At 63.9% G+C, this 20,577-nt stretch carries 23 protein-coding genes and 1 pseudogene; 14 read left to right on the top strand and 10 right to left on the bottom strand.

Annotated elements, in window-relative coordinates; translation table 11 throughout:
• The first annotated feature begins 91 nt into the window (after window positions 1–91).
• The 5 genes and pseudogenes from uvrA to AC50X5_RS10585 all read left to right on the top strand — a co-directional run.
• Window positions 92–2,632 (top strand): excinuclease ABC subunit UvrA, encoded by a 2,541-nt coding sequence (uvrA, locus tag AC50X5_RS10605; protein ID WP_494976031.1) that lies wholly within the window; start codon window positions 92–94, stop codon window positions 2,630–2,632.
• A 412-nt stretch (window positions 2,633–3,044) separates the two neighbouring features.
• Window positions 3,045–3,248 carry a hypothetical protein gene (locus AC50X5_RS10600; RefSeq protein ID WP_494976030.1) on the top strand — a complete coding sequence of 68 codons (204 nt, stop codon included), beginning with the start codon at window positions 3,045–3,047 and terminating at the stop codon, window positions 3,246–3,248.
• A gap of 242 nt (window positions 3,249–3,490) precedes the next feature.
• On the top strand, window positions 3,491–3,781 hold the full coding sequence (locus AC50X5_RS10595; RefSeq protein ID WP_494976029.1) for a hypothetical protein: 291 nt from the start codon (window positions 3,491–3,493) through the stop codon (window positions 3,779–3,781).
• Between the two features lie 73 nt (window positions 3,782–3,854).
• On the top strand, window positions 3,855–5,870 hold the full coding sequence (locus AC50X5_RS10590; protein ID WP_494976028.1) for an acyl-CoA dehydrogenase family protein: 2,016 nt from the start codon (window positions 3,855–3,857) through the stop codon (window positions 5,868–5,870).
• Window positions 5,871–5,958: 88 nt separating this feature from the next.
• Window positions 5,959–6,540: pseudogene (locus AC50X5_RS10585) on the top strand (hypothetical protein); the annotation flags it as partial.
• Between the two features lie 231 nt (window positions 6,541–6,771).
• On the opposite strand, the gene AC50X5_RS10580 reads toward AC50X5_RS10585, so the two are convergent.
• A complete protein-coding gene (locus AC50X5_RS10580; protein WP_494976027.1) occupies window positions 6,772–7,173 on the bottom strand; it encodes a YchJ family protein in 402 nt (133 codons plus the stop codon).
• Between the two features lie 179 nt (window positions 7,174–7,352).
• Here AC50X5_RS10580 and AC50X5_RS10575 point away from each other — a divergent pair, with 179 nt between their 5' ends.
• From AC50X5_RS10575 to AC50X5_RS10560, 4 genes are all read left to right on the top strand, one after another.
• Window positions 7,353–8,069 carry a hypothetical protein gene (locus AC50X5_RS10575; RefSeq protein WP_494976026.1) on the top strand — a complete coding sequence of 239 codons (717 nt, stop codon included), beginning with the start codon at window positions 7,353–7,355 and terminating at the stop codon, window positions 8,067–8,069.
• 52 nt (window positions 8,070–8,121) lie between these two features.
• Window positions 8,122–9,123: an aldo/keto reductase family protein gene (locus AC50X5_RS10570; RefSeq protein WP_494976025.1), complete on the top strand. Its 1,002-nt coding sequence runs from the start codon at window positions 8,122–8,124 to the stop codon at window positions 9,121–9,123.
• A 7-nt stretch (window positions 9,124–9,130) separates the two neighbouring features.
• Entirely contained in the window at window positions 9,131–9,994 is an 864-nt protein-coding gene (locus tag AC50X5_RS10565) for an SDR family oxidoreductase (RefSeq protein ID WP_494976024.1), read from the top strand.
• 95 nt (window positions 9,995–10,089) lie between these two features.
• Window positions 10,090–10,476, top strand: a complete 387-nt coding sequence (locus AC50X5_RS10560; RefSeq protein WP_494976023.1) for an RNA-binding S4 domain-containing protein — start codon at window positions 10,090–10,092, stop codon at window positions 10,474–10,476.
• 25 nt (window positions 10,477–10,501) lie between these two features.
• Here AC50X5_RS10560 and AC50X5_RS10555 read toward each other — a convergent pair whose 3' ends face one another.
• On the bottom strand, window positions 10,502–11,017 hold the full coding sequence (locus AC50X5_RS10555) for a hypothetical protein (RefSeq protein ID WP_494976022.1): 516 nt from the start codon (window positions 11,015–11,017) through the stop codon (window positions 10,502–10,504).
• A gap of 175 nt (window positions 11,018–11,192) precedes the next feature.
• Between AC50X5_RS10555 and AC50X5_RS10550 the strand changes: the two genes are divergently transcribed.
• Entirely contained in the window at window positions 11,193–12,986 is a 1,794-nt protein-coding gene (locus AC50X5_RS10550; protein WP_494976021.1) for a glycoside hydrolase family 35 protein, read from the top strand.
• Window positions 12,987–13,069: 83 nt separating this feature from the next.
• Here AC50X5_RS10550 and AC50X5_RS10545 read toward each other — a convergent pair whose 3' ends face one another.
• Genes AC50X5_RS10545 through phnD form a run of 4 tightly spaced genes read right to left on the bottom strand, consistent with a single transcriptional unit; the run spans window position 13,070 to window position 16,446 of the window.
• Window positions 13,070–13,837 carry a tyrosine-protein phosphatase gene (locus tag AC50X5_RS10545; RefSeq protein ID WP_494976020.1) on the bottom strand — a complete coding sequence of 256 codons (768 nt, stop codon included), beginning with the start codon at window positions 13,835–13,837 and terminating at the stop codon, window positions 13,070–13,072.
• On the bottom strand, window positions 13,834–14,670 hold the full coding sequence (phnE, locus tag AC50X5_RS10540; RefSeq protein WP_494976019.1) for a phosphonate ABC transporter, permease protein PhnE: 837 nt from the start codon (window positions 14,668–14,670) through the stop codon (window positions 13,834–13,836). The genes AC50X5_RS10545 and phnE overlap by 4 nt, the downstream gene beginning before the upstream one ends.
• Window positions 14,651–15,526: a phosphonate ABC transporter ATP-binding protein gene (phnC, locus tag AC50X5_RS10535; protein WP_494976018.1), complete on the bottom strand. Its 876-nt coding sequence runs from the start codon at window positions 15,524–15,526 to the stop codon at window positions 14,651–14,653. Before phnC ends, phnE begins: the two co-directional genes overlap by 20 nt.
• A complete protein-coding gene (gene phnD / locus AC50X5_RS10530) occupies window positions 15,526–16,446 on the bottom strand; it encodes a phosphate/phosphite/phosphonate ABC transporter substrate-binding protein (protein WP_494976017.1) in 921 nt (306 codons plus the stop codon). The genes phnC and phnD overlap by 1 nt, the downstream gene beginning before the upstream one ends.
• A gap of 210 nt (window positions 16,447–16,656) precedes the next feature.
• Between phnD and AC50X5_RS10525 the strand changes: the two genes are divergently transcribed.
• Complete coding sequence (locus AC50X5_RS10525; protein WP_494976016.1) at window positions 16,657–17,274, top strand: uracil-DNA glycosylase family protein; 618 nt, start codon at window positions 16,657–16,659, stop codon at window positions 17,272–17,274.
• On the opposite strand, the gene AC50X5_RS10520 is transcribed toward AC50X5_RS10525, so the two are convergent.
• Window positions 17,271–17,717, bottom strand: coding sequence for a hypothetical protein (locus tag AC50X5_RS10520; protein ID WP_494976015.1), 447 nt, complete (start codon window positions 17,715–17,717; stop codon window positions 17,271–17,273). The two genes, AC50X5_RS10525 and AC50X5_RS10520, sit on opposite strands and share 4 nt — an antisense overlap.
• A gap of 213 nt (window positions 17,718–17,930) precedes the next feature.
• Here AC50X5_RS10520 and AC50X5_RS10515 point away from each other — a divergent pair, with 213 nt between their 5' ends.
• The 3 genes from AC50X5_RS10515 (at window position 17,931) to AC50X5_RS10505 (ending at window position 18,887) form a co-directional block, all read left to right on the top strand.
• Complete coding sequence (locus tag AC50X5_RS10515; protein ID WP_494976014.1) at window positions 17,931–18,068, top strand: hypothetical protein; 138 nt, start codon at window positions 17,931–17,933, stop codon at window positions 18,066–18,068.
• 127 nt (window positions 18,069–18,195) lie between these two features.
• Entirely contained in the window at window positions 18,196–18,402 is a 207-nt protein-coding gene (locus tag AC50X5_RS10510) for a hypothetical protein (protein ID WP_494976013.1), read from the top strand.
• A 122-nt stretch (window positions 18,403–18,524) separates the two neighbouring features.
• The gene (locus AC50X5_RS10505; protein ID WP_494976012.1) at window positions 18,525–18,887 is read left to right on the top strand and encodes a hypothetical protein; all 363 of its coding nucleotides are present in this window, start codon (window positions 18,525–18,527) and stop codon (window positions 18,885–18,887) included.
• Window positions 18,888–18,915: 28 nt separating this feature from the next.
• Here AC50X5_RS10505 and AC50X5_RS10500 read toward each other — a convergent pair whose 3' ends face one another.
• The 3 genes from AC50X5_RS10500 to pip form a co-directional block, all read right to left on the bottom strand.
• Window positions 18,916–19,095 carry a hypothetical protein gene (locus AC50X5_RS10500; RefSeq protein ID WP_463935593.1) on the bottom strand — a complete coding sequence of 60 codons (180 nt, stop codon included), beginning with the start codon at window positions 19,093–19,095 and terminating at the stop codon, window positions 18,916–18,918.
• Window positions 19,096–19,187: 92 nt separating this feature from the next.
• Window positions 19,188–19,535, bottom strand: coding sequence for a hypothetical protein (locus AC50X5_RS10495; protein ID WP_494976011.1), 348 nt, complete (start codon window positions 19,533–19,535; stop codon window positions 19,188–19,190).
• Window positions 19,536–19,588: 53 nt separating this feature from the next.
• Entirely contained in the window at window positions 19,589–20,575 is a 987-nt protein-coding gene (pip, locus tag AC50X5_RS10490) for a prolyl aminopeptidase (protein WP_494976010.1), read from the bottom strand.
• Between the last annotated feature and the right edge of the window lie 2 nt (window positions 20,576–20,577).

Below are 20,577 nucleotides of genomic sequence, written 5' to 3'. Positions count from 1 at the left end.
GCAGGCAGCAGGGGCTGGGCGGCGCCCCTGCCGAAGACTGCGAACGTAGGCGACGAGGACCAAACCGCGCCTCCCCGCTAGAGTCGAGTGAATGCAAAGCGCAACAAATAAGGACGACGCGGCAGGGTTGCATGGCGACCACATGATCGATGGCTATGTGCGGGTGCGGGGCGCGCGTGAGAACAACCTCCGGAACGTGGACGTGGACGTGCCGCGGGACTCTATTGTGGCTTTCACGGGAGTTTCGGGTTCCGGAAAGTCTTCACTGGCCTTCGGCACGATCTATGCAGAAGCCCAGCGTCGTTATTTCGAGTCTGTGGCGCCTTATGCCCGCCGCCTCATCCAGCAGGGCCACAATCCCAAGGTGGAGATGATCTCGGGGCTTCCACCCGCCGTCGCGCTCCAACAACGCCGTGGAACACCCAGCAGCCGTTCTTCTGTGGGTACCGTGACCACGCTGTCCAATTCGCTGCGCATGCTGTTTTCACGGGCAGGAACCTATCCGGCAGGTACGGAGCAGTTGGATTCAGACGCTTTTTCGCCTAATACCGCCGCCGGTGCCTGCCCGGAATGCCATGGACTTGGCGTGGCACACACGGTCAGCGAGGACTCCTTGGTTCCGGACAACACCCTGACCATCCGGGAAGGTGCCATTGCCGCGTGGCCGGGAGCCTGGCAGGGCAAGAATCTCCGCGACATCCTCAGTCACCTCGGTTACGACGTGGACACGCCCTGGCGCAAGCTGCCCAAGAAACAGCGCGACTGGATTTTGTTCACCGAAGAACAACCCGTTGTGGAAGTAACCCCTGAACGGGACCGGGTGGCCAAGCCCTACAAAGGCCGGTTCTGGAGCGCCAAAAGCTACGTACTGCACACCCTCGCAGACTCCCAGAGTGCTCCCATGCGGGAGCGGGTGTTGGCTTTTATGGAGTCCGGTCCCTGTCCGCGCTGCCACGGTACCGGGCTTCGGACGGAAGCTCTCGCTGTGACCTTTGCCGGCCGGAGCATCGCCGAACTGAACGCGATGCCCATGGCCGAACTGGCCGAGGTCATCCGGCCCACAGCCGGTTTACAGAGGGCAGGCACAGCGTCCCGCCGTCAACAGTCCGGTGAGGAGAACGAGGTGGCGGTGGCCATTACGGCCGACCTCCTGGCGCGGATCAACGTGCTCCTGAGCCTGGGACTGGGATACCTGGCGTTGGGCCGCGCCACCCCCAGCCTTTCTCCCGGTGAGATGCAACGGCTGAGGATCGCCACGCAGCTCCGGTCCGGGCTGTTCGGTGTCATTTATGTGCTGGACGAGCCTTCCGCGGGCCTCCACCCGGCCGACGCAGAGCCGCTCCTGGCAGTGCTGGACCAGCTCAAGGCCTCCGGCAACTCGGTCTTCGTCGTGGAACACAACATGGACGTAGTACGTCGGGCGGACTGGCTGGTGGATGTGGGCCCCCGGGCAGGGGAAGGCGGCGGCGAGGTCCTGTACAGCGGGCCGGTTGCGGGGCTGGCAGCCATCCCGGAGTCCGTCACCCGCCCTTTCCTTTTCGACGACGGTGGAGCGTCACCCCGTGCGGGAACCGCCCGGAAGCCCCACAGTTGGCTGGAGCTGTCCGGAGTCAGCCGGCATAATCTCAAGGACCTCGATGCGCGCTTCCCGCTGGGTGTTTTCACCGCCGTGACAGGAGTGTCCGGCTCAGGCAAGTCCACCCTGGTGAGCCATGTCCTGGGCGAGGTGGTGGGCTCGGGACTGAAAGCCAACCAGATAGCGGCGGAGGCAGAGCAGGATGAGACGGATCCGGCCACGCCGCTGACAGTACGGGGGGTCAGCGGCGCCGACCGGATTGACCGGCTGGTCACCGTGGACCAGAAGCCCATCGGGCGGACGCCCCGGTCCAACCTCGCTACCTACACCGGGCTCTTCGACGCTGTGCGCAGGGAATTCGCCGCCACAATGGAAGCCAAGGCACGCGGCTTCGGGGCGGGGCGGTTCTCCTTCAACGTGGCCGGTGGCCGCTGTGACATCTGCCAAGGTGAGGGTTTCGTTGCAGTGGAACTGGTTTTCCTGCCGGGCAGCTACGGCCCGTGCCCGGAGTGCAATGGTTCCCGCTATAACGGCGAAACCCTGGAAGTAACGTACCGGGGCAAGAACGTAGCTGAAGTCCTGCGGCTGACAGTGGATGCGGCAGCAGAGTTCCTGACGGACATTCCTGCAGCGGCCCGCAGCCTTAAAAGCCTTCGGGATGTAGGACTGGGCTATCTCAGGCTGGGGCAGCCCGCCACCGAACTCTCCGGCGGCGAGGCGCAGCGCATCAAGCTCGCCACCGAGCTTCAGCGCGCCAGGCGCGGACACACACTTTACCTTCTGGACGAACCCACCACGGGCTTGCACCCGGCCGATGTGGAGCTGCTCATGACCCAGCTCCACGGATTGGTGGACAGCGGGAATACAGTCATCGTGGTGGAACACGAAATGGCGGTGGTGGCGGCTGCAGACTGGGTCATGGACCTGGGCCCCTCCGGCGGGGATGCGGGCGGCCGCATTGTCGCAGCCGGAACAGTTGCCGACGTCGCGCGTTCACTGCACAGCCGTACTGCTCCTTATCTGGCCGCGGCCCTGGAATTCAAAAGGGGTGACTAACCGGTGAGGCGGGTAAGGTACCGGGGGCGTCCAAAAATTTAGTAGTCCTAGTGTCAGTTCGCGCCTAAACTAAGCCATGGATACGATTCCGGCGTTGATCTTGGTTTTCGGTGTGGCTTTCGCTTGGATCGTTTTGACGGTATTCGCTCTCCGTCGCTTGCGGCGCCGCAGGAGAGGATCGTCGCAGATACCTGCTGTTGCTTCTCCCGTTGACCCCACCGGCGCCGTTGCCCACCAGCGGTGGCACCGAATCCGCCTGAAAGGCCCCACCTCCGTGCGACGACGCAGGTTCAGCATCAGAAAAGTCCGGAGCTAAGTATCCCGGGCTGAAATCTTTACCGGTGCCTAAAGAACAGGCGCGTGGAACGAAGAACGGACCGCGCGGTTCATTCCTGCCGCTTAGGCTGGGGCCATGGATCAAAATAAAAAAGCAACACTCTTTTGGTCGCTGGGGGCAATTATTCTTTCTCTTTGCGGCGTAATAACAGCCTTCACTGCGGGTGGGAACTGGTACTCCATTCTCAGTGCGGTGCTTCTCCTGGTTGCCGGTGCCACCTTCGCTGCGCGGGCGATCGTTGCCTCACGTGCTGCCGCTGGGGTTGCCGACGACAAGTAGCTTCCACACTGGACAAGAGCCCGGCCCCCGTTGGGTGCCGGCCTCTGTTTTCACGGATTGAGCGGCTGGAACGCAACCATTCCGTGACCGGAGCGCCACCAGTGTTCCGATCAGGCATCAATTGCCAACAACCCGCCGTCGGACTCTGGCCCCGGCACCGCCCGTGACCTTACGCTCTTGCTACTCAAATAGTGGGTGGTTGTATTCGCCCGGACTCTCCGGGCATTGCCGCAGGAGAAGCCATGCAGTTTGATGTCACAGCAATCGAATCAGCCACCGTGGTATTCCTCGCGACGATATTCATCGCCTTGGTCCTTGCCGCCTTCGTCTTCGCCGCCGCCTTCGTGGCCCTGGTCCTGCTGGGGGTGTGCAAACTGATCTGGAACATTGTCTGGGGTGCCCTGAAAGCCCTGGTCCACAGCATCAACCATCTCTGGGACCGGCTGGTCCACCACGGCTCCAAGGTGAAGCTGCCCACCGATATTCACGGGCAAACAGGCTCTGGTACGGGAAGCTACCGACCGGTAGCATGAACTCAGCTGGAGGGTTCCCTACCCGAGGCGGACCCGCGGCCTGTACCGGTACAACCGGTCGGAGGAGATACCCGTGAGCTCCGCTACTGACTCCACTGCAGCACCGACTGACAGCCCCGCATCCGAGACCCCTGTGCCGCCCCAGGAATTGGGGCATGAGGTTACCGAGCAGCAGGCCCGCGCCGTGGCGGAAGCCGCCAGGGAATCCAGTTGGGACCGGCCCAGCTTCGCCAAGGGCCTCTACCTGGGCAATTTCGACCTCTCGCTGATCCACCCCTGGCCGCAGGCCCGCGCAGAGGATGTTGAGCGCGGGGAAGCGTTCATGGAAGGCCTCGCCGCTTTCTGCCGGACCATGTCCGGGCCGCGCATCGAAGCGGACGCGCAGATTCCTGACGAATACCTCAAGGGACTGGCCGAGTTGGGCGTCTTCGGTATGAAAATTCCCCAGGAGTACGGCGGCCTTGGACTGTCCCTGGTGTACTACGGCCGGGCGCTGGCTTTGCTGGGCTCGGTCCACCCCAGCCTCGGCGCGCTGCTGTCCGCACACCAGTCCATCGGCGTCCCGGAACCGGTGAAGGTCTTCGGCAATGACGCCCAAAAGAAGGAATACCTGCCGCGTTGCGCCGGGGGCGCCATCACCGCTTTCCTCCTTACAGAGCCCGACGTCGGCAGCGACCCCGCGCGTCTGAGCGCCACCGCAGTTCCCACTGACGACGGCGACGCCTATCTCCTTGACGGCGTGAAGCTCTGGACCACCAACGGTGTGATCGCGGAGCTGGTGGTGATGATGGCCGTGGTGCCCGCCCACACCGACGCCGACGGCACCGCGCACAAGGGCGGAATCTCCGCGTTTGTGGTGGAAATGGACTCCCCCGGTATTACCGTGGAAAACCGCAACGCCTTTATGGGTTTGCGCGGGATCGAGAACGGCGTGACCCGCTTCCACCAGGTGCGGGTTCCGGCGGCAAACCGGCTGGGGCGTGAGGGCCAGGGCCTGAAGATCGCGTTGACCACATTGAACACCGGCCGGTTGTCCATCCCCGCCCTGTGCGTCGCATCCGGGCGCTGGAGCCTGAAGATTGCCCGGGAGTGGTCCAACGCCCGAACCCAGTGGGGACGCCCGGTGGGCAAGCACGAGGCTGTAGGCAAGAAGATCTCCTTCATCGCCGCCACGGCCTTTGCACTGGACGCCGTGTTTGAGCTGTCCGCCGAGCTGGCCGACGCCGGCCAGAAGGACGTCCGGATAGAGGCCGCCCTGGCCAAGCTTTGGTCCACTGAAATGAGCTGCCTGGTCGCGGACGAGCTGGTGCAGATCCGTGGCGGCCGCGGCTACGAAACTGCAAATTCCCTCCGGGCCCGCGGCGAACGCGCCGTGCCTGCCGAACAGCAGCTCCGGGACCTGCGCATCAACAGGATCTTCGAAGGGTCCTCGGAAATCATGCGCCTGCTCATTGCCCGCGAGGCCGTGGACGCGCATCTGGCGGCCGCCGGGGACCTCGCGTCCGCTGACGCCAGCATGCAGGACAAGGCGCGTGCCGCCGTCGGCGCTTCAGGTTTCTACGCCCGTTGGCTGCCCAAACTGGTGGCCGGCGCGGGCATGGATCCCCGCTCGTATGCGGAGTTCGGCCGGCTGGCCAAGCAGCTGCGTTACGTGGAGCGGGCGTCCCGACGGCTGGCGCGGCAGACGTTCTACGGCATGGGCCGGTGGCAGGCCAAACTGGAGTTCAAGCAGGCATTCCTGGGCCGGATCGTGGACATCGGCGCGGAGTTGTTCGCCATGGCGGCTTGCTGCTCCCGGGCCGAGATGCTGCTGCGGACAGCTCCGGAACGCGGAGCCTCGGCCTTTGAGCTTGCGGAGGCGTACTGCGAGCAGGCGCGCGTGCGGGTTGATGGATACTTCGAGCAGCTATGGCGCAACACCGACGATGGCGACCGCGCTCTGGCAGGGAAGGTCCTGGCCGGAGACTATACGTGGCTGGAGGCTGGAATCCTGGATCAGTCCGAAGGGACCGGCCCGTGGATTGCCGACGCCACCCCGGGTCCATCCGGGAATGCGAACCTGCGCCGGAAGTACCGGCCAAGCAGCTGAGACCCGCCGACGGCAGATAATAAGTACCCTTGCTATCTATGGGACGCGGTGGTTAGGTGGGAGCATGAGCACAGCAGACCCGGGCGGCCGCCAGGCGGTTGTGGCCCGCGAGAAGGAACAATTCGGCGGCATCAAGGTGGGCTCGGCCTTCTTCGGCTGGCTGACCGCGACCGGGATGGCCGTACTCCTGACAGCACTCGTTGCGGCCGCTGGAACTGCCGTGGGACTGTCCACCAATACCGACGTCAACGAAGCCGTCGACCAAGCCACGCGAGGACCTGTAGGAATCGCCGGCATCACTGCCCTGCTGGTGATCCTGTTCGTGAGCTACTACTGCGGCGGCTACGTAGCGGGCCGGATGTCCCGGTTCAACGGTGCCAGGCAGGGGGTCATGGTGTGGCTATGGGCCATCATCATGGCGATTATCGTGGCATTGCTGGGCGTCCTGGCCGGGCAACAATTCAACATCTTCGCCGAGCTGAACACCTTTCCCCGCATCCCCATCAACGAAGGACAGCTGACGACGACGGGCATTATTGCCGCGGTCATCGTCGCCCTGATTGCCCTGGTGGGAGCAGTCCTGGGCGGCCTCGCTGGCATGCGTTTCCACCGGAACGTGGACCGCGCGGGCTTCGAAGGCGCGTACGCCACGGACACGGAATATGTTGAAGACGAGCGGGAGGATGGCCGCAACCTGGACGACCGCAGCTCCGACGACCGCTACGTGGACGACCGTCAGGCCGAGGAAAACAGGCTGACGGCCGCTGACCGAAGGGATGACCGGCTGCGGGATGAACCCCTCCGGGGCGAGCCCCGCCGCACGGAACCCGGCGAGGGTGAATTCCGTGACGGCAGGACCCGTGACGAGCGCCGCGAATAATTGCTGGCGAGCTGCCAGGACCTAGTGGAACCCGACGGCGGCGAGGTAGTACCAGCGGCGATTCACACGCCGGAAGGTGCTTGTCTCGTGCTGGGTTCCGCGCTCCGTGCCTTGGCTGTACCACGCCTTGAACTCGACGATTCCTTCTGAATCCAGCGGGCCGCCGCGGCTGGTCGAAAGGATGTCCAGCCGCCGCCATCGAATGCTGTGATCCAACTCCAGGTGGACAGGCCGCGTGTCCGGGTGCCACGTCCGCAGCAGGTACCCGGCATCGCCCACCACAAAGGCGCTGTAGCGGGAACGCATCAGCTGCTCCGCAGTGGGCGCTTCCGCTTCACCGCTGTGGAAGCGGAAACAGCACCCGGCGTACAGTTCGCCGGACAGGCAGGGGCAGGGACCGTCGACGGCGGCTGACCGGGGCATGGAGCTCATCTCAATTCAGGGGTTTCCAGGAGTTTGTCACATCCGGTAACAGCTTAGAAACAACCGGCGCCGGGCCCGGCGCGTAAGGCACGGCCGACGATTAAAATCCGTAGGGTTATAAACGGGACCGGTTGGCACCGCCCCGTGAATTTTGGACCGCGACGGATCGGAGGCATGACATGGGAGACCCCGCCACACTGACCCTCAACCTGACTTTTTTGGGCACGGTTGGTCTTGGCTTCGTCATGTTCCTGGTCATGTTCCTGATGTTCGTCATCACGCTGCTGATCGCCGGCACCGGCAAACTGGTGGCCGTAATCGCCATGGCGCTGGTGGGAAGATTCCCGCGCTACGAAACCATCCCCATAGTCCATGTCTCCGGACCACTGCCCGGGGAACCGGCACCAGTCCACGCCGGCCCGGCACAGAAGGCACCGGCGCCCAAAGCGCACCGCCCTGCCAGGGACTGGGGTGCGTTGCTCAAACCCGCAGCCGTCAAGGCCAGCGTCCGCTCCGCCGTCGAACATCACCCCCTGCTGAACGCTGCCAAACCCGAGCCCATGGTCCTGGCGGAAGATTGGGCAGCCGCCGTGGCAGCAGCAGACGCCCGCGCGGCCGAGCGGGAGAAGGCACAGCGGCCGCCCCTGCACACCACGATCCGCGACCTTCCGGATCCTGCAGTCCCGGCGAAGGAGCTCTCCGAAGTCGCACCGCTGGTTGAGTCCGCTCTAAGCCGGCCGGCAGCACCCATCAAGCGTGACCCTGTCCCGCCGTCGTTCCGGAAGCCGTACATTCCAGCCGGGCTGGTCAAGCCGGGCAGCAAATCCCTGGCGGCCCGGAGCGGCATGCCTGTACTGCAGGAACAGATCCCCAGGGAGCAGCGCAAGGCCGGCTGAGTGGCTTGCCAGGCCCTTACGGCAGGCGGGGAACTCGGCTAGCGTAAAGCCCATGGAATTCAGATATCTCGGTAACAGCGGCTTAAAGATCTCCGAAATCACGTTCGGCAACTGGCTGACCCACGGATCGCAGGTGGAGAACGACGTCGCCACCCGGTGCGTCCAGGCCGCCTTGGACGCCGGCATCAGCACCTTCGACACGGCAGATGTGTACGCCAACACCATGGCCGAGACCGTCCTGGGCGAGGCGCTCAAGGGTGAACGGCGCGAATCCCTGGAAATCTTTACCAAGGTCTACGGCGCAACGGGGCCAAAGGGCCACAATGACCAGGGCCTGTCCCGCAAGCACATCATGGAGTCCATCAACGGCTCACTGTCCCGGCTGCAGACTGACTACGTGGACCTCTACCAGGCCCACCGCTACGACTTCGAAACGCCGCTGGAAGAGACCATGCAGGCGTTCGCGGACATCGTCCGGGCCGGCAAAGCGCTGTACATCGGCGTCAGCGAATGGACCGCGGACCAGATCCGTGAAGGGCATGCATTGTCCAAGGAAATGGGCTTCCAGCTGATCTCCAACCAGCCGCAGTACTCCATGCTCTGGCGGGTCATCGAGGCTGAGGTGGTCCCGGCGTCCGAAGAACTGGGCCTGTCCCAGATCGTCTGGTCCCCCATGGCCCAGGGCGTGCTAAGCGGAAAGTACAAGCCCGGGCAGCCCGCGCCCGAAGGCAGCCGCGCCACCGATGAAAAGGGCGGCGCCAACATGATTGAACGCTGGATGCGCGACGACGTCCTGACCGGTGTTCAGGCGCTGAAGCCCATTGCCGAGGATGCGGGCCTGTCCATGCCCCAGCTGTCCATCGCCTGGGTCCTGCAGAATTCGAACGTGGCGTCTGCGATCATGGGGGCGTCCAGGCCTGAGCAGGTTGCAGACAACGCCGCTGCTGCCGGAGTTGTCCTTGAGGCGGAAATCATGAAGCGGATTGACGAAGCTATCGGCGGATTGGCTGAGCGCGACGCCGCACAGACCAAGTCGCCAGCCACCCGGGAATAGGAATACCGTGACGGCACAGCCGGGGTCCGGGCTCCCTGATCTCGCCATCACCGGTGCCACTGGGAGCATCGGCGGGATGGTGGCGCGGGAGCTTTCCGACGCCGGCAGCCCGTTGCGTCTCGTGGTGCGCAATGCAGCGCGGGCACCGGAATTGCCAGGTTCCGCCGTCGTGGTCTGCTCCTATGGTGACGCCAACGCATCCGCGGCGCTGGAGGGCGTGAAAACGCTCCTGATGGTGTCCGCCGCTGAGGCCGAAGACCGGCTGCGGCAGCATCTGGCGTTTGTGGACGCTGCCGCAGCGGCCGGGGTACGGCACGTGGTGTACACGTCGTTCTACGGTGCCGCTCCGGACGCCACCTTCACCCTGGCCCGCGATCATTACGCCACGGAAGAGCACATCAAGGCATCCGGCATGGCGTACACGTTCCTGCGGGACAACTTCTACCTGGACTTCCTGCCGCACCTGGCCGGCAGGGACGGCGTGATCCGTGGCCCTGCCGGTGACGGGCTGCTTTCCGCGGTGGCCAGGGAGGACGTCGCCCGTTGCGCCGCGGCGGTTCTCCGCGATCCAAACGTCCATGCCGGCAAGACTTACAACCTGACCGGCCCGGAGGAATTCACGCTGGGGCAGGCTGCCGAAATCATCACGGCCCGCACCGGCCGGCAGGTCAGGTACCACCCGGAAACTGTTGAGGAGGCGTATGCGTCCCGGGCCTCCTACGGTGCGCCTGGCTGGCAGGTGGAGGCCTGGGTGAGCACCTATACGGCCATTGCCGCCGGTGAAATGTCGGGCGTATCTCCGGACATGCACGGGCTCACCGGACAGGAACCGCTGACCTTGGCGGAGTTCCTGGAGCGGCCGCAGCTGTAACGTTCCTGGCTTAGGGCGCCCGTGCTCGACCGGAAACCCCCTCCCAGGGAGTTTTCCTGCCGCGCACACCGGGCGACGTATACTCGGTGCCAATCATGACCAGCCTTCCGTCCTCCCCCGCAAGCGTCCGCATCGATGCCTGGCTTTGGGCCATTCGCGCCTACAAGACCCGCTCGGCGTCCACTACTGCGTGCCGCGCCGGGCATGTCCGGTTGAACGGCAGCCCGGCCAAGGCTTCCGCCACGCTGGTTACGGGAGATACAGTCACGGTCCGGATGTCCGGCTACGAGCGGACACTTGAGGTCCGGCGGCTGATCGCGAAGCGCGTAGGCGCCGAGGCGGCCTCGCACTGTTTCACGGACCATACGCCCCCACGGCCCATTGCCCCGGCTCTGGGCCTTCCGCAACGGGACCGCGGCGCCGGTCGGCCCACCAAGAAGGACCGCCGCGAAATGGAACGGTTGCGGGGCAGCGCCGGCTGAGCGGGCTCCTCGTCGTGTCAACTTTTCACTTCCTGGCGCGGGCCTGCACCAGGTTCGCGTAGGGCAGCCGGCCATACGCCTGGACAAAATCCGCGTGGTACTTGGCCTCAGTGCCGTTCAGTTCATCAGCGGGCAACTCCTTCCACGCGATTAACAGGGATTCCGGACCGGCCAGTTGCCATACGAGCCGGCCGTCCCAATGGCCCGGCGGCTTACCCAAGCCGAAGTCAATAAATTCCTGGATCTGTCTCCGCAGGCCGCGGTTTCCTTTGCTCCCGGGCCCGGCCTTGCCGATGTACAGGACATCGGCCGCCTCTACCCATTCAGCGGCGAGCGCGGGCTCCGGCAGGGAGGGGTCCTTCTTCTTGAACACTCCGGCACTGCTCTTCTTCAGGTAGCGGGGCTCAAACTCCTCCGGCCGCAGGACCGCGAAGAGGCCGGTGCCTTGCGGAATCCGCATGATCTCCAGGCCCCCGAGACTCCGGAACCCGGCGAAACCATCAGCCTTGAGGGTTGTCCTGCTGACCATTGTGCTGTCCATGCTGGGCTCTCCTGGCTAGGCTCCGGGTGACACGGGAAACTCCCGCAAAATTTCGGGTACCAACATCCCCGGTCCAAGAATCGTACGCGGAGCGTCAACCCAGCTTCAGCCCCCTGGCTCAGCCTGGCGCGGCTATGATCGAGTCACCTGATCAAGCCGGACCTGGGAGCCGCGCATGCCTGACCCCATCCTGACCCTTCGCGATTCAATGATCTTCCGGGCCGGTGAACCACACAGGATCCTCGCCGGAGCCATCCACTACTTCCGCGTCCACCCCTATCAGTGGCAGGACAGGCTCAGGAAGCTCAAGGCCATGGGCGCCAACACTGTTGATACGTATATCGCCTGGAACTTTCACCAGCCCGAGCGGGGTGCTGATCCGGAGTTTTCGGGCTGGCGGGACATTGGCCATTTCATCGACCTCGCGGCGGCGGAGGGGCTGGACGTGATCGTCAGGCCGGGCCCGTACATCTGCGCCGAGTGGGACAACGGCGGATTCCCCGTCTGGCTGACCGGCATCCCGGGAATCGGCCTCCGCTGCCTGGACCCGGTCTACACTGCAGCCATCGGGGAGTGGTTTGATGTGCTGCTTCCCATCATCGCCAGCCGGCAGGCAGGTGCGGGCGGCCCGGTGATCGCAGTACAGATCGAGAACGAGTACGGCAGCTATGGCGACGACCAGGATTACCTCCGCTGGAACCGTGCGGCCCTGGAAGAGCGTGGCATCACGGAGCTGTTGTTTACCGCCGACGGCGGCACGGACTATTTCCTCGACGGCGGCGCCATGGAAGGCACCTGGGCCACTGCGACGCTGGGGAGCCGCGGCGACGAAGCGGTTGCCACCTGGCAGCGGCGCCGGCCCGGCGAACCCTTCTTCAACGTCGAGTTCTGGGGTGGCTGGTTCGATCATTGGGGCGAGAACCACACGGTCCGCGATGAGGCGGAGGCCGCCGTCGAAGTCCGGAAAGTCCTGGACCTGGGCGGATCGGTGTGCCTGTACATGGCCCATGGCGGCACCAACTTTGGCCTGTGGTCCGGCAGCAACCACGATGGCACCAGGCTCCAGCCCACGGTAACCAGCTACGACTCGGACGCGCCGATTGCCGAGGACGGGGCGTTGACGCCAAAGTTCCATGCCATGCGGGCCGAGTTCTTCCGCGCGCAGGGCGTCACCGAACTTCCGCCACTTCCCTTGGAGCTCAGCAAGAAAACGGCGGTATTGCCGGTCCGGACGCTTCCGGTCTCACCCGGAGTGGAACTGCTGGAACTGGTACGCAGCACGGGGAGACCGGTGGAGTCAGTCAAGCCGCTGTCCTTCGAGCAATTGGGGCTGAGGGCGGGTTTGGTGCTTTACACCGCTGACGCCATACTGCCGGGCCGCCCGGGCCGGCCGGACGACACACAGCTGCGCCTGCCGGGCCTGGCCGACCGCGCGTACATCTGGCTGGACGGTGTATTCGCCGGCGTACTGGATGTCGTCACCGGTGCGGCGGGCCTTACGGTGACCGGGCACGGTGTCCCCGTCCGGTTGGAAATCCTCGTGGAGAACCAGGGACGGATCAACTACGGCCCCTTGACCGGGCATGGAAAGGGCCTCCTGGGCGGGGTGCTGGTCAACCAGCGCTACACCTTCAACTGGACCAATACACCGGTGGCACTCGCAGACTGGGCCATGGCGGAATTAGCTCCGCTCGCCTCCGCGACATTTGAGGCCGAAGGGCCGGCCGACGCCTACCTGGCGCTGCCGGGCTTCACCAAGGGCTTCGTCTGGATCAACGAATTCCTGTTGGGGCGCTACTGGAACATCGGCCCGCAGGTGACCCTGTACATCCCGGCGCCGCTGGTCGTGGAGGGTACCAACAGCATTCACGTGCTGGAACTGGAGCAAGCCGGAACATCGATCGAGCTGCGTGCCCGGCACGATCTAGGTCCCGTCAGCTCCGGTCCCATAGCCGCAGCCGAGCTGTAGCACCGGCCCCGGCCCGGCGCCGTCGAACCTTCCCTGATGGGTCCGCAGCGGCCGGGCCTGAGCAGCGGCAAGACGCGGATGAGTCAGGCGCCCAGCGCGCGCTCCTGCAGGCGCTGGATCAGCGCATCCGTGAGGCCTGCGGCGCGCAGCGGCACCAGCGGGTCCCCGTGCCGCTCAACCAAGCTGGACAGCAGCGCACGCATCGGCACATCAGAAAACTTTGCGCGCGTGGCCGCCAGTGCCATCGCGTCCGGATCCATGCCAAGCCGGGTCATGAGAACGCCGATGACGGGCCGGATACGGGCGTGGATCGCGGCAGAGTTCTCACCGGTGCGCACGTAGTCGGCAACGATGTCCTCGTGGGAAGCGCCGAGTACCAGCAGCAGTGAGGCCGCCAGCACGCCGGTACGGTCCTGGCCGGCGGCGCAGTGGAATGCGGAAGCGCCTGGCGTGTGCGCCATGATCCCGAGCGCACTGACGATGTTCGCGGCAGCGCGGTCGAACATCCGCACATACATCTGGGCGAAAGCTGCCTGGTCGAAAGTCCCGCCGGGCGTGACGTCCTGATCGATGCTCGAGATGAACGGCAGGTGGTGGTAGGTGACGGCGGTGTTCGCAAACGGGCCGCGGCCGGTGAGGACGGTTTCATCCTTGGACCGCAGATCGATGATGGCGCTGAGCCCCTGGTCCACCAGCTGCGCGGCGGCGTCTTCGGTTACATAGGACAGATCGTCCGTGCGGATCGCGAATCCGGATTGGATCACGCCGCCCGCAATGGAGATGCCCGCGAGGTCCCGCAGGTTCACCGGGGCGCTGAGCTCAAGCCCGGGGATGGTGCTGATGATGGTCATGTGAGTCTCCGTCGGATAAGGGCGCTGCACTGATCGATGATCGTGACGAGCACTATGATGCTGAGCACGATCGCACTCAGATGGCCGTAGTTGTACATCCTCATGGCGGTGGTCAGTTCCAGGCCGATGCCGCCGGCACCCACGAGGCCAAGGATCGTGGCACCGCGGACGTTGCCTTCGAAAAGCAGGAGCGTGTAGGAGACCAGGAGGGGCGCCGCCTGGGGCAGCACACCGTATTGGATCACCTGCCGCTTGGACGCGCCCACGGCTTCCATGGCGACGATGGGGCCGCGGTCTGCTGCCTCCATCGCCTCCGCGTAGACCTTGCCGATTGATCCGATCGAGCCGAGGGTCATGGCCAGGATGCCCGCGAAGGGGCCCAGGCCGACGACCGAGACGAACATCAGGGCGAAGACCAGGTCCGGGACGGAGCGGATCACGTTCATGATCCAGCGGGCCGGGTAGTAAAGCCACTTGGGAGCAATGTTCGACGCCGCAGCAAACGCGACCAGGAGCGACAGGACCGCGCCCAGCACGGTGCCGACGATCGCCATCTGCAGGGTTTCGATCAGCAGTTCAACGATCGTTCCGAACTTGGCGAAGTCCGGCGGGAAGAGGCGGGTGACGAACTCGGCCATGTTGATGGTGCCTTCGCCCAGTTTCACGAAGTTGAATTCCGCTCCGACGAACGACCACAACATGATCACGGCGGCAACGGGAATGCCGAACATAAAGCGGACCCGGGGAACTGTGAAGGCTTTCTCCAGGCGCTCACGTTCCGCCTTGTCCAGCTGCGGCCTGGCCTGCTGGCGTTCAGGCGAGATGGTGGGCATGGTCGTCCTCCTCGTCCCGGTATAGCGGGGCCAGCTTCGCGGCGTCGAGCTGGGCGGTGGGAGCCGAAACCAGCATCTCGCCGTGGCGGAGTCCCACGATGCGGTCGCTGTGCTGCAGCGCCAGGGGCAGGACGTGCAGGCTGACCAGCACCGGAATGCCGTCTTCCTTGGCGATTCCGCGCAGCAGCTCCAGTACCGAGTCGGCGAGCTTGGGGTCCAGGGAGGCCACCGGCTCATCGGCGAGAATGAGCTTGGGTTGCTGCATCAGGGCACGTGCGATGGCGACGCGCTGCTGCTGGCCACCCGAAAGCGAGCGCGCGGGGTCATTCGCCTTGTGCGCTATGCCTACTCGGTCCAGCAGCTGCAGCGCCAGTTTCCGCTGCGCGCCACCGAAGCCACCCACCAGGTTGATGGGTCCGGCGCTGTGGAGGGCGCCGGTCAGCACATTGGTCAGCACGCTGAGCCGCGGGATGAGGTTGAACTGCTGGAAAACCTGCCCGACGTCGGCACGCAAGGTGCGCAGCTCGCGCCGTCTCAGGTTGGTGGCGTCGTGGCCGGCCACGCGGACCGTACCGGCGGTGATGGGAGCGAAGCCGGTCAGGGACTTCATGAGCGTGGATTTACCGGATCCCGAGGATCCCAGCAGCGCGACGACCTCGCCGGGGTACAGGTCCAGATCAACGCCGTCCAGGACCAGGCGACCGTCACCGTACGCGACCTGCAGGTCCCGGACGGTGACGAGAGGAAGGTGCTGCCGGAGTTCTGCGGTGGTTGGAGAAGCCGGCTCGAGTGCCGCCGTCGGAATCGGTTCTGCAACTTCGGCCATGGCGGCCGGCTTGAGCGTGGGGGCGTTCACTAGCTCAGGTCCGAGATATCAACGTCGGCGATGGCAGCAATGTCCACGAACGGCTGGAAAACGTGTTTGCCCGGCTCAAGGATCGGCTCGCCGTCGGTCATTCCCTCGTAGAGCACGCCCAGCTTCTCGGCGTTCTTCTCGGCGAAGACCTTGGGGAGTGAGTCAAGCAGGAGGGCCCGCTTCTCTGAGGACATGCCCTGGCTGGCCAGAACGGTGACGGACACCGGCATGGAGATGCTCTCGCCGATCGAGCGGGTCTCGCCTTCGTCAAACGGGAACATCTTGTTGCCCTGGCCGGCCATGGTGGGGAAGATCGTTGAGGTGCAGGCGACGTCGGCCTGGCCGGCTTCGAGAGCGATGAAGCTCATGTCGTGACCGCCGGCGAACAGCGAGGTGTAGCCGGTTTTGGGTTCCAGGCCGGCCTCGTGGAGCATGTGGGTCGGCATGAAGTATCCGGAGCTGGAAGCGGGGTCCGCAAAGGCGACGACCGTCTCCGGCTTGATGTCCTTGAGAGATTTGATGGGCGAATCGTCCAGGACCAGGCAGGTGGAGACAGGCTCCTTGCCGCCGGGCCAGGCGATCAGGGAGTCAACTTCGCCGGTGTTCACGGCGAGGGCGGACGGGAAGCCGCTCATGATGCCGATGTCCACATGGTTGTTCCGGATTGCCTCGATCACGGCGGTGTAGTCCGGGACGTCGATGACCTCCACCTCGCGGCCGGTTTCTGCCGCAACGAGTTCGGCGAACGCATCCACCGGGTTCACTGCATTGGGGTCCTCAGTGAGGGGCAGCGTGGCGAACTTGATGGGGGCATCGGCGGCTTCGGCGTCAGCGGAAGCAGGACCGCCGGCGCAGCCGGTCAGGACGAGCACGGACGCAAGGCCGAGAATGCCTGCGGTGGGAGCGAGGGGGAAACGCATGGGGGAATCCTTTCGGGGCGAACGGGATACCCATATAAAAGCTGCGTGAGGTGACACGTAATTACGAGAACGGCGTACTGCATATGGAACGCGAGGTGAACAATAGGTTCAGCGTGTTCTCGAAACTGCCCGTAAGCACCCAGCCGCCCAAAAGCGTAGAGTTGCAAGAGACGCCTGAATCTGGATGCCCGTGCTGCTGAGGGAGAGACCATGACCATTGACTGGGATGAAAAGAAAACCCTGTTGCAGGAACCAAACATTGCGGCAGTGACCGCGCTCTGTGACGAGCTGATGGCACGCAAACCCGGTTCCGTTGTTCCGTACGTAGACCCGATCCACGATGAGGATGAGTGCCGGATCGTCAGCCTGCAGGTCAGCCCCGGCCGGGGAACCCTGTCAGGCTTTGTCTCCCATTTCAACGATGACGAAGCCGCCCGCCGCGCCACCAGCATCTACGAGGCTGCCGAGCTGGACCCCCGTTACGTGATGCCGTGGCACGCTTACCCCTGGGTGCGCGATCCCGAACTGCCCAGCGCGTTGAACGTCCAGGAAAAGACCGACGGCCTCCGCCCTTTCCGCCAGTTCCTCAAGATCAACTCGCGTGTTTCCGCGATTATCGCCCACGGCACGGATGCCTCGTCGTTCCTGACGCTCTTCGAGAAGACGTACCACTCCTCGCTGCGCAACAGCGGTATCAAGGTCTACAAGGCCAGCGCTTTGGGCGGCCGTGCGTTCGCCGTTTCCGAAACCAAGCAGGAAGAGCTCCTGGCCAAGAACGTGGAGATCTACCGCGACGCCATGCAGCGCGCGGGCATCCAGCACCTCTAGGGCGTCGAGCCGACAACAGTGCCGGGCAGGATCTCGGAGTCCTGCTGCAGGACTCCGCTCCCGGACAGTGACACTCCACCCTGGATGCGCACCGCGTCCCCCACCACAAGGCGAGAGTTCCGGCGGTTGGCCATCAACTGCACTCCCCCGGGCCCCACTTCGCAGTTGTTTCCCATCAAAACCATGCCGCCGGCGTCGACCATCACCGTGGTTCCGGAGTGGAAGACGTTCCCGCTGCCGATGAAGCACTGGCCCTGCCGGCAGGAAATCAGCACATTCGGGTAGAAGGTGTTTCCCTCCCCGAGGATGACATTCCGCGAAATCAGGATCGAGAACGGGTCCAGGAAGGTGTTCTGGTGTGCCGCCTCAAGCAGTTCGGTGACGCTCAGATAGCCAGCTTCCAGCCGGGTCTTGTCGATGCTGCTGATTACCGGGTCAGGCATGGACTGCTCCAGATGTTTGATCAAGGGACAAAATGGCCTAGGTTCCGATTATTGCGCACGGAACCCTTGAACACCCGTACGACGCCGGAGCTGCCGCCCGCTTACGGAGGCCGCTGCGGTGAGAGGCCGGTTAGACTGCCCGGAAACGGGCCAGCCGGGGGTAACCATGAAACGTTTAGCGCAGGTAATCAATCTCTGGCGGGCCTGGCCGCCGTGATCCTTTATGCAGCGTTGGGTGTCCTGAACATCATCATCTGGAATCCGCTGGCCGCCATGCCCGGTATGGAACTTCGTGAGATCTACGCGGGCGTGGAAGCGGCGTCCGAATCCATGGGACCGCTGACGTCTTGATACACGGCGTCTTAGTTACGCGCGTCACCCCCGTCCCTTCTGGCCCGGAACTCCATCCCCCAATTTAGAAAGTAGACTTATCACTTCAGGCTGCAGGATGACCGGCGATAGCACTGGGATAACAGATATGGAAGATCCACGGCAGACAGCACGAATCCTTTTGGAGAATAACGCCATCACCATGACAGGTCTCTGGCTCAAGTACTGGGGAGAGGGCGGAAACGCAGAAGACTTTGAGTTTGACGCGTACGTCCACGAGGCGTTGGAGCCGCCACCATTCGAGCTCAAGATCATAGCCTGGGCTATGGAGGGCCTGGACGTCACCCCCCGCTGATATTGCCCCTGAACACGTTGCCGTACAACACCGGAGGCAGTTCCCGCCCCACAGCGTGGACGGGTTAGGGTGGCTGCAATAGCCGATTGGATGGGGGACCAATGAAATTCTGGCGATCAGTGATGAGACTGCCGCAACCGCTAAAGGGCTGCCTTGTCGCCTACACGGTTGTGTTCGCAGCGGCGTTTGTATCCGTGCCCCTTACGGCATTCCTGGGCCAGGCGCAGGTTGTGAACGTGATGCCTTGGATCCTGAGCGCTTTAGGCTTGTCCGCGGTCGTGCTTGGGTTTGTCCTGGTCTTCAAAGTGCGCGGGGCCGCGCAGGCTTACGCGGGCGTCATGAAAGACTTCAAGCCCTTGGGAGTCGACTACTCCAAGTCGATCCTCTCCAAGCCTCTATTCATTAGATTCTTTGGCGGGATGTTCGCCTTCGTGGGGATCTGGTTCATAGTGGTTTCAACAGTTCTCGGTCCCCGGTTGGCCTGACAGAACCTACTGCGGAGCGGCCAGAGGATTATTCCGTTCCGTTGTCCTGCGCTTCGAGGTGCTTTTCCATGGCTTCGAGGGCCTGGTTCCAGCGTGCTGTCAGGGCCTGCCTACTCAGCGGCTCGAACAAGCCGGTCAGTACTTTTTCAACTGCATCGTATGCGGCGTCTTTGGCCCGTTCCTGCGCCGCCGGGCTGTAGTAGTTCATATCCTTTATTCGACACCGCGACCTTTAAAGATGCCCCGCCCAGGGGAAACGGCAGCGAGCACCGTCGCTGCCGTCCAAGTAGTCCCTGAGATTTAGCGGTTGCCGTTATTGTCGGGCTGCGCGCCCTTGTTTTCTGTTTCGGGGATGACCTGGTTGGCTATCAAATCGACGCGGTCTGCCGCGGTCAGCCGGTCATCGTTTTGGATAGCGGCAACATCGGCGCTGTCCACATCCCCATCAGGGGACATCCCGGCATCTGTCCGCAGGTCAGCGGAGTGGCGGTCATCTTTGTGGTGCGCCTCATCGAGGTGCTGATCCAGTTTTTGCTCCGCTTCGCGCCGGCGTTGGCCAACGGTCCGCATCTGCTGGGTGCTTGGTGCAACGTGCCCGCGCTGGTGCGGCTTATGGTCGCGCGGGTCTTCAGTGATTTCATCGCTCATATGGGCATGGTCCCACTAGAGTGGCTCTGCGGGAAGAGTCAGACTCCGCCGGTCTAGGTGTCCATTACACGATTCCACGACTCCCGGTCCTCCGAATCGGCGAACCTGTCCAATGCGCTCACCAATCGGCTTATGGTGTCGTCACCACCGCCATGTGCGTCAGTTTCAACAACGTCGAGCGTCGCCAAGGGCAGTTGCCGTGCAATCTCATAGGCACTGCGTAACGGGGAGGCGATATCCAGCCTGCCCCGGAGGAGGTACGTAGGGATGGCACTGAGCCGGTCCAGATGCCCCATGATGGCGTCATCTGCGAGGAAGCCGTTGTTACCGAAGTAGTGGGTGACGATCCTGCTGAACCCGAGGCGGAACCGCGGGTCCGCGAAGCGGGGGCTTGATTGCACCGGACCGCTGAGAGTGGCGATGCGGTCCTCCCAGGCACACCAGGCCCGTGCCGCTGCACCGGATACGGCAGGATCGTCCGAGACCAGTAACTCGTTGATTGCCGCCGCAACGTTTCCATCCCTGCGACTGACGGGAATGATTTCGAGCAGCTCGTCATACTCCTGTGGGTAGATTTCCCCCAGGGTGCGCGTCAGCCGGGCAACGTCGGCTGCCCTGGTGGTGACCACAGCCCACAACACCAGCTCAGATACCTGGCCGGGATGTTCCACGGCGTAGGCAAGTCCCAGGGTGGAGCCCCAGGAGGCTCCAAAAACCAGCCATTGCTCAATGGCAAGGTGTTTGCGCAGCCTTTCGATATCAGCCAGTAAATGGGGCGTGGTGTTCCGGTCCAGCGCGGCGATGTCGTCGCCGGCATTGGGGAGACTCCGGCCGCAACCCCTTTGGTCAAACAGCACAATCCGGTAGAGCTCAGGGTCGAAAAACTGACGCCACCAGGGAGAGGACCCCGATCCGGGGCCTCCGTGCAAGACAACGGCCGGTTTGCCCTCCGGGTTGCCACAGACCTCCCAGTAAAGCTGGTGACCCTCGCCCGTTTCCAGCATCCCTGAGTCGAAAGGTTCAATAAGCGGGTAGGGCATGG

Source organism: Pseudarthrobacter sp. MDT1-40-2, from assembly GCF_059383595.1.
This window is presented reverse-complemented; position numbering and strand designations above follow the sequence as displayed.

Coding starts and splice junctions, on each gene's coding strand:
- uvrA (WP_494976031.1), top strand. CDS start 92: ATGCAAAGCGCAACAAATAAGGACGACGCGGCAGGGTTGCATGGCGAC.
- AC50X5_RS10600 (WP_494976030.1), top strand. CDS start 3,045: ATGGATCAAAATAAAAAAGCAACACTCTTTTGGTCGCTGGGGGCAATT.
- AC50X5_RS10595 (WP_494976029.1), top strand. CDS start 3,491: ATGCAGTTTGATGTCACAGCAATCGAATCAGCCACCGTGGTATTCCTC.
- AC50X5_RS10580 (WP_494976027.1), bottom strand. CDS start 7,173: ATGCCCCGGTCAGCCGCCGTCGACGGTCCCTGCCCCTGCCTGTCCGGC.
- AC50X5_RS10575 (WP_494976026.1), top strand. CDS start 7,353: ATGGGAGACCCCGCCACACTGACCCTCAACCTGACTTTTTTGGGCACG.
- AC50X5_RS10570 (WP_494976025.1), top strand. CDS start 8,122: ATGGAATTCAGATATCTCGGTAACAGCGGCTTAAAGATCTCCGAAATC.
- AC50X5_RS10560 (WP_494976023.1), top strand. CDS start 10,090: ATGACCAGCCTTCCGTCCTCCCCCGCAAGCGTCCGCATCGATGCCTGG.
- AC50X5_RS10555 (WP_494976022.1), bottom strand. CDS start 11,017: ATGGACAGCACAATGGTCAGCAGGACAACCCTCAAGGCTGATGGTTTC.
- AC50X5_RS10550 (WP_494976021.1), top strand. CDS start 11,193: ATGCCTGACCCCATCCTGACCCTTCGCGATTCAATGATCTTCCGGGCC.
- AC50X5_RS10545 (WP_494976020.1), bottom strand. CDS start 13,837: ATGACCATCATCAGCACCATCCCCGGGCTTGAGCTCAGCGCCCCGGTG.
- phnE (WP_494976019.1), bottom strand. CDS start 14,670: ATGCCCACCATCTCGCCTGAACGCCAGCAGGCCAGGCCGCAGCTGGAC.
- phnD (WP_494976017.1), bottom strand. CDS start 16,446: ATGCGTTTCCCCCTCGCTCCCACCGCAGGCATTCTCGGCCTTGCGTCC.
- AC50X5_RS10525 (WP_494976016.1), top strand. CDS start 16,657: ATGACCATTGACTGGGATGAAAAGAAAACCCTGTTGCAGGAACCAAAC.
- AC50X5_RS10520 (WP_494976015.1), bottom strand. CDS start 17,717: ATGCCTGACCCGGTAATCAGCAGCATCGACAAGACCCGGCTGGAAGCT.
- AC50X5_RS10510 (WP_494976013.1), top strand. CDS start 18,196: ATGGAAGATCCACGGCAGACAGCACGAATCCTTTTGGAGAATAACGCC.
- AC50X5_RS10505 (WP_494976012.1), top strand. CDS start 18,525: ATGAGACTGCCGCAACCGCTAAAGGGCTGCCTTGTCGCCTACACGGTT.
- AC50X5_RS10500 (WP_463935593.1), bottom strand. CDS start 19,095: ATGAACTACTACAGCCCGGCGGCGCAGGAACGGGCCAAAGACGCCGCA.
- AC50X5_RS10495 (WP_494976011.1), bottom strand. CDS start 19,535: ATGAGCGATGAAATCACTGAAGACCCGCGCGACCATAAGCCGCACCAG.
- pip (WP_494976010.1), bottom strand. CDS start 20,575: ATGCCCTACCCGCTTATTGAACCTTTCGACTCAGGGATGCTGGAAACG.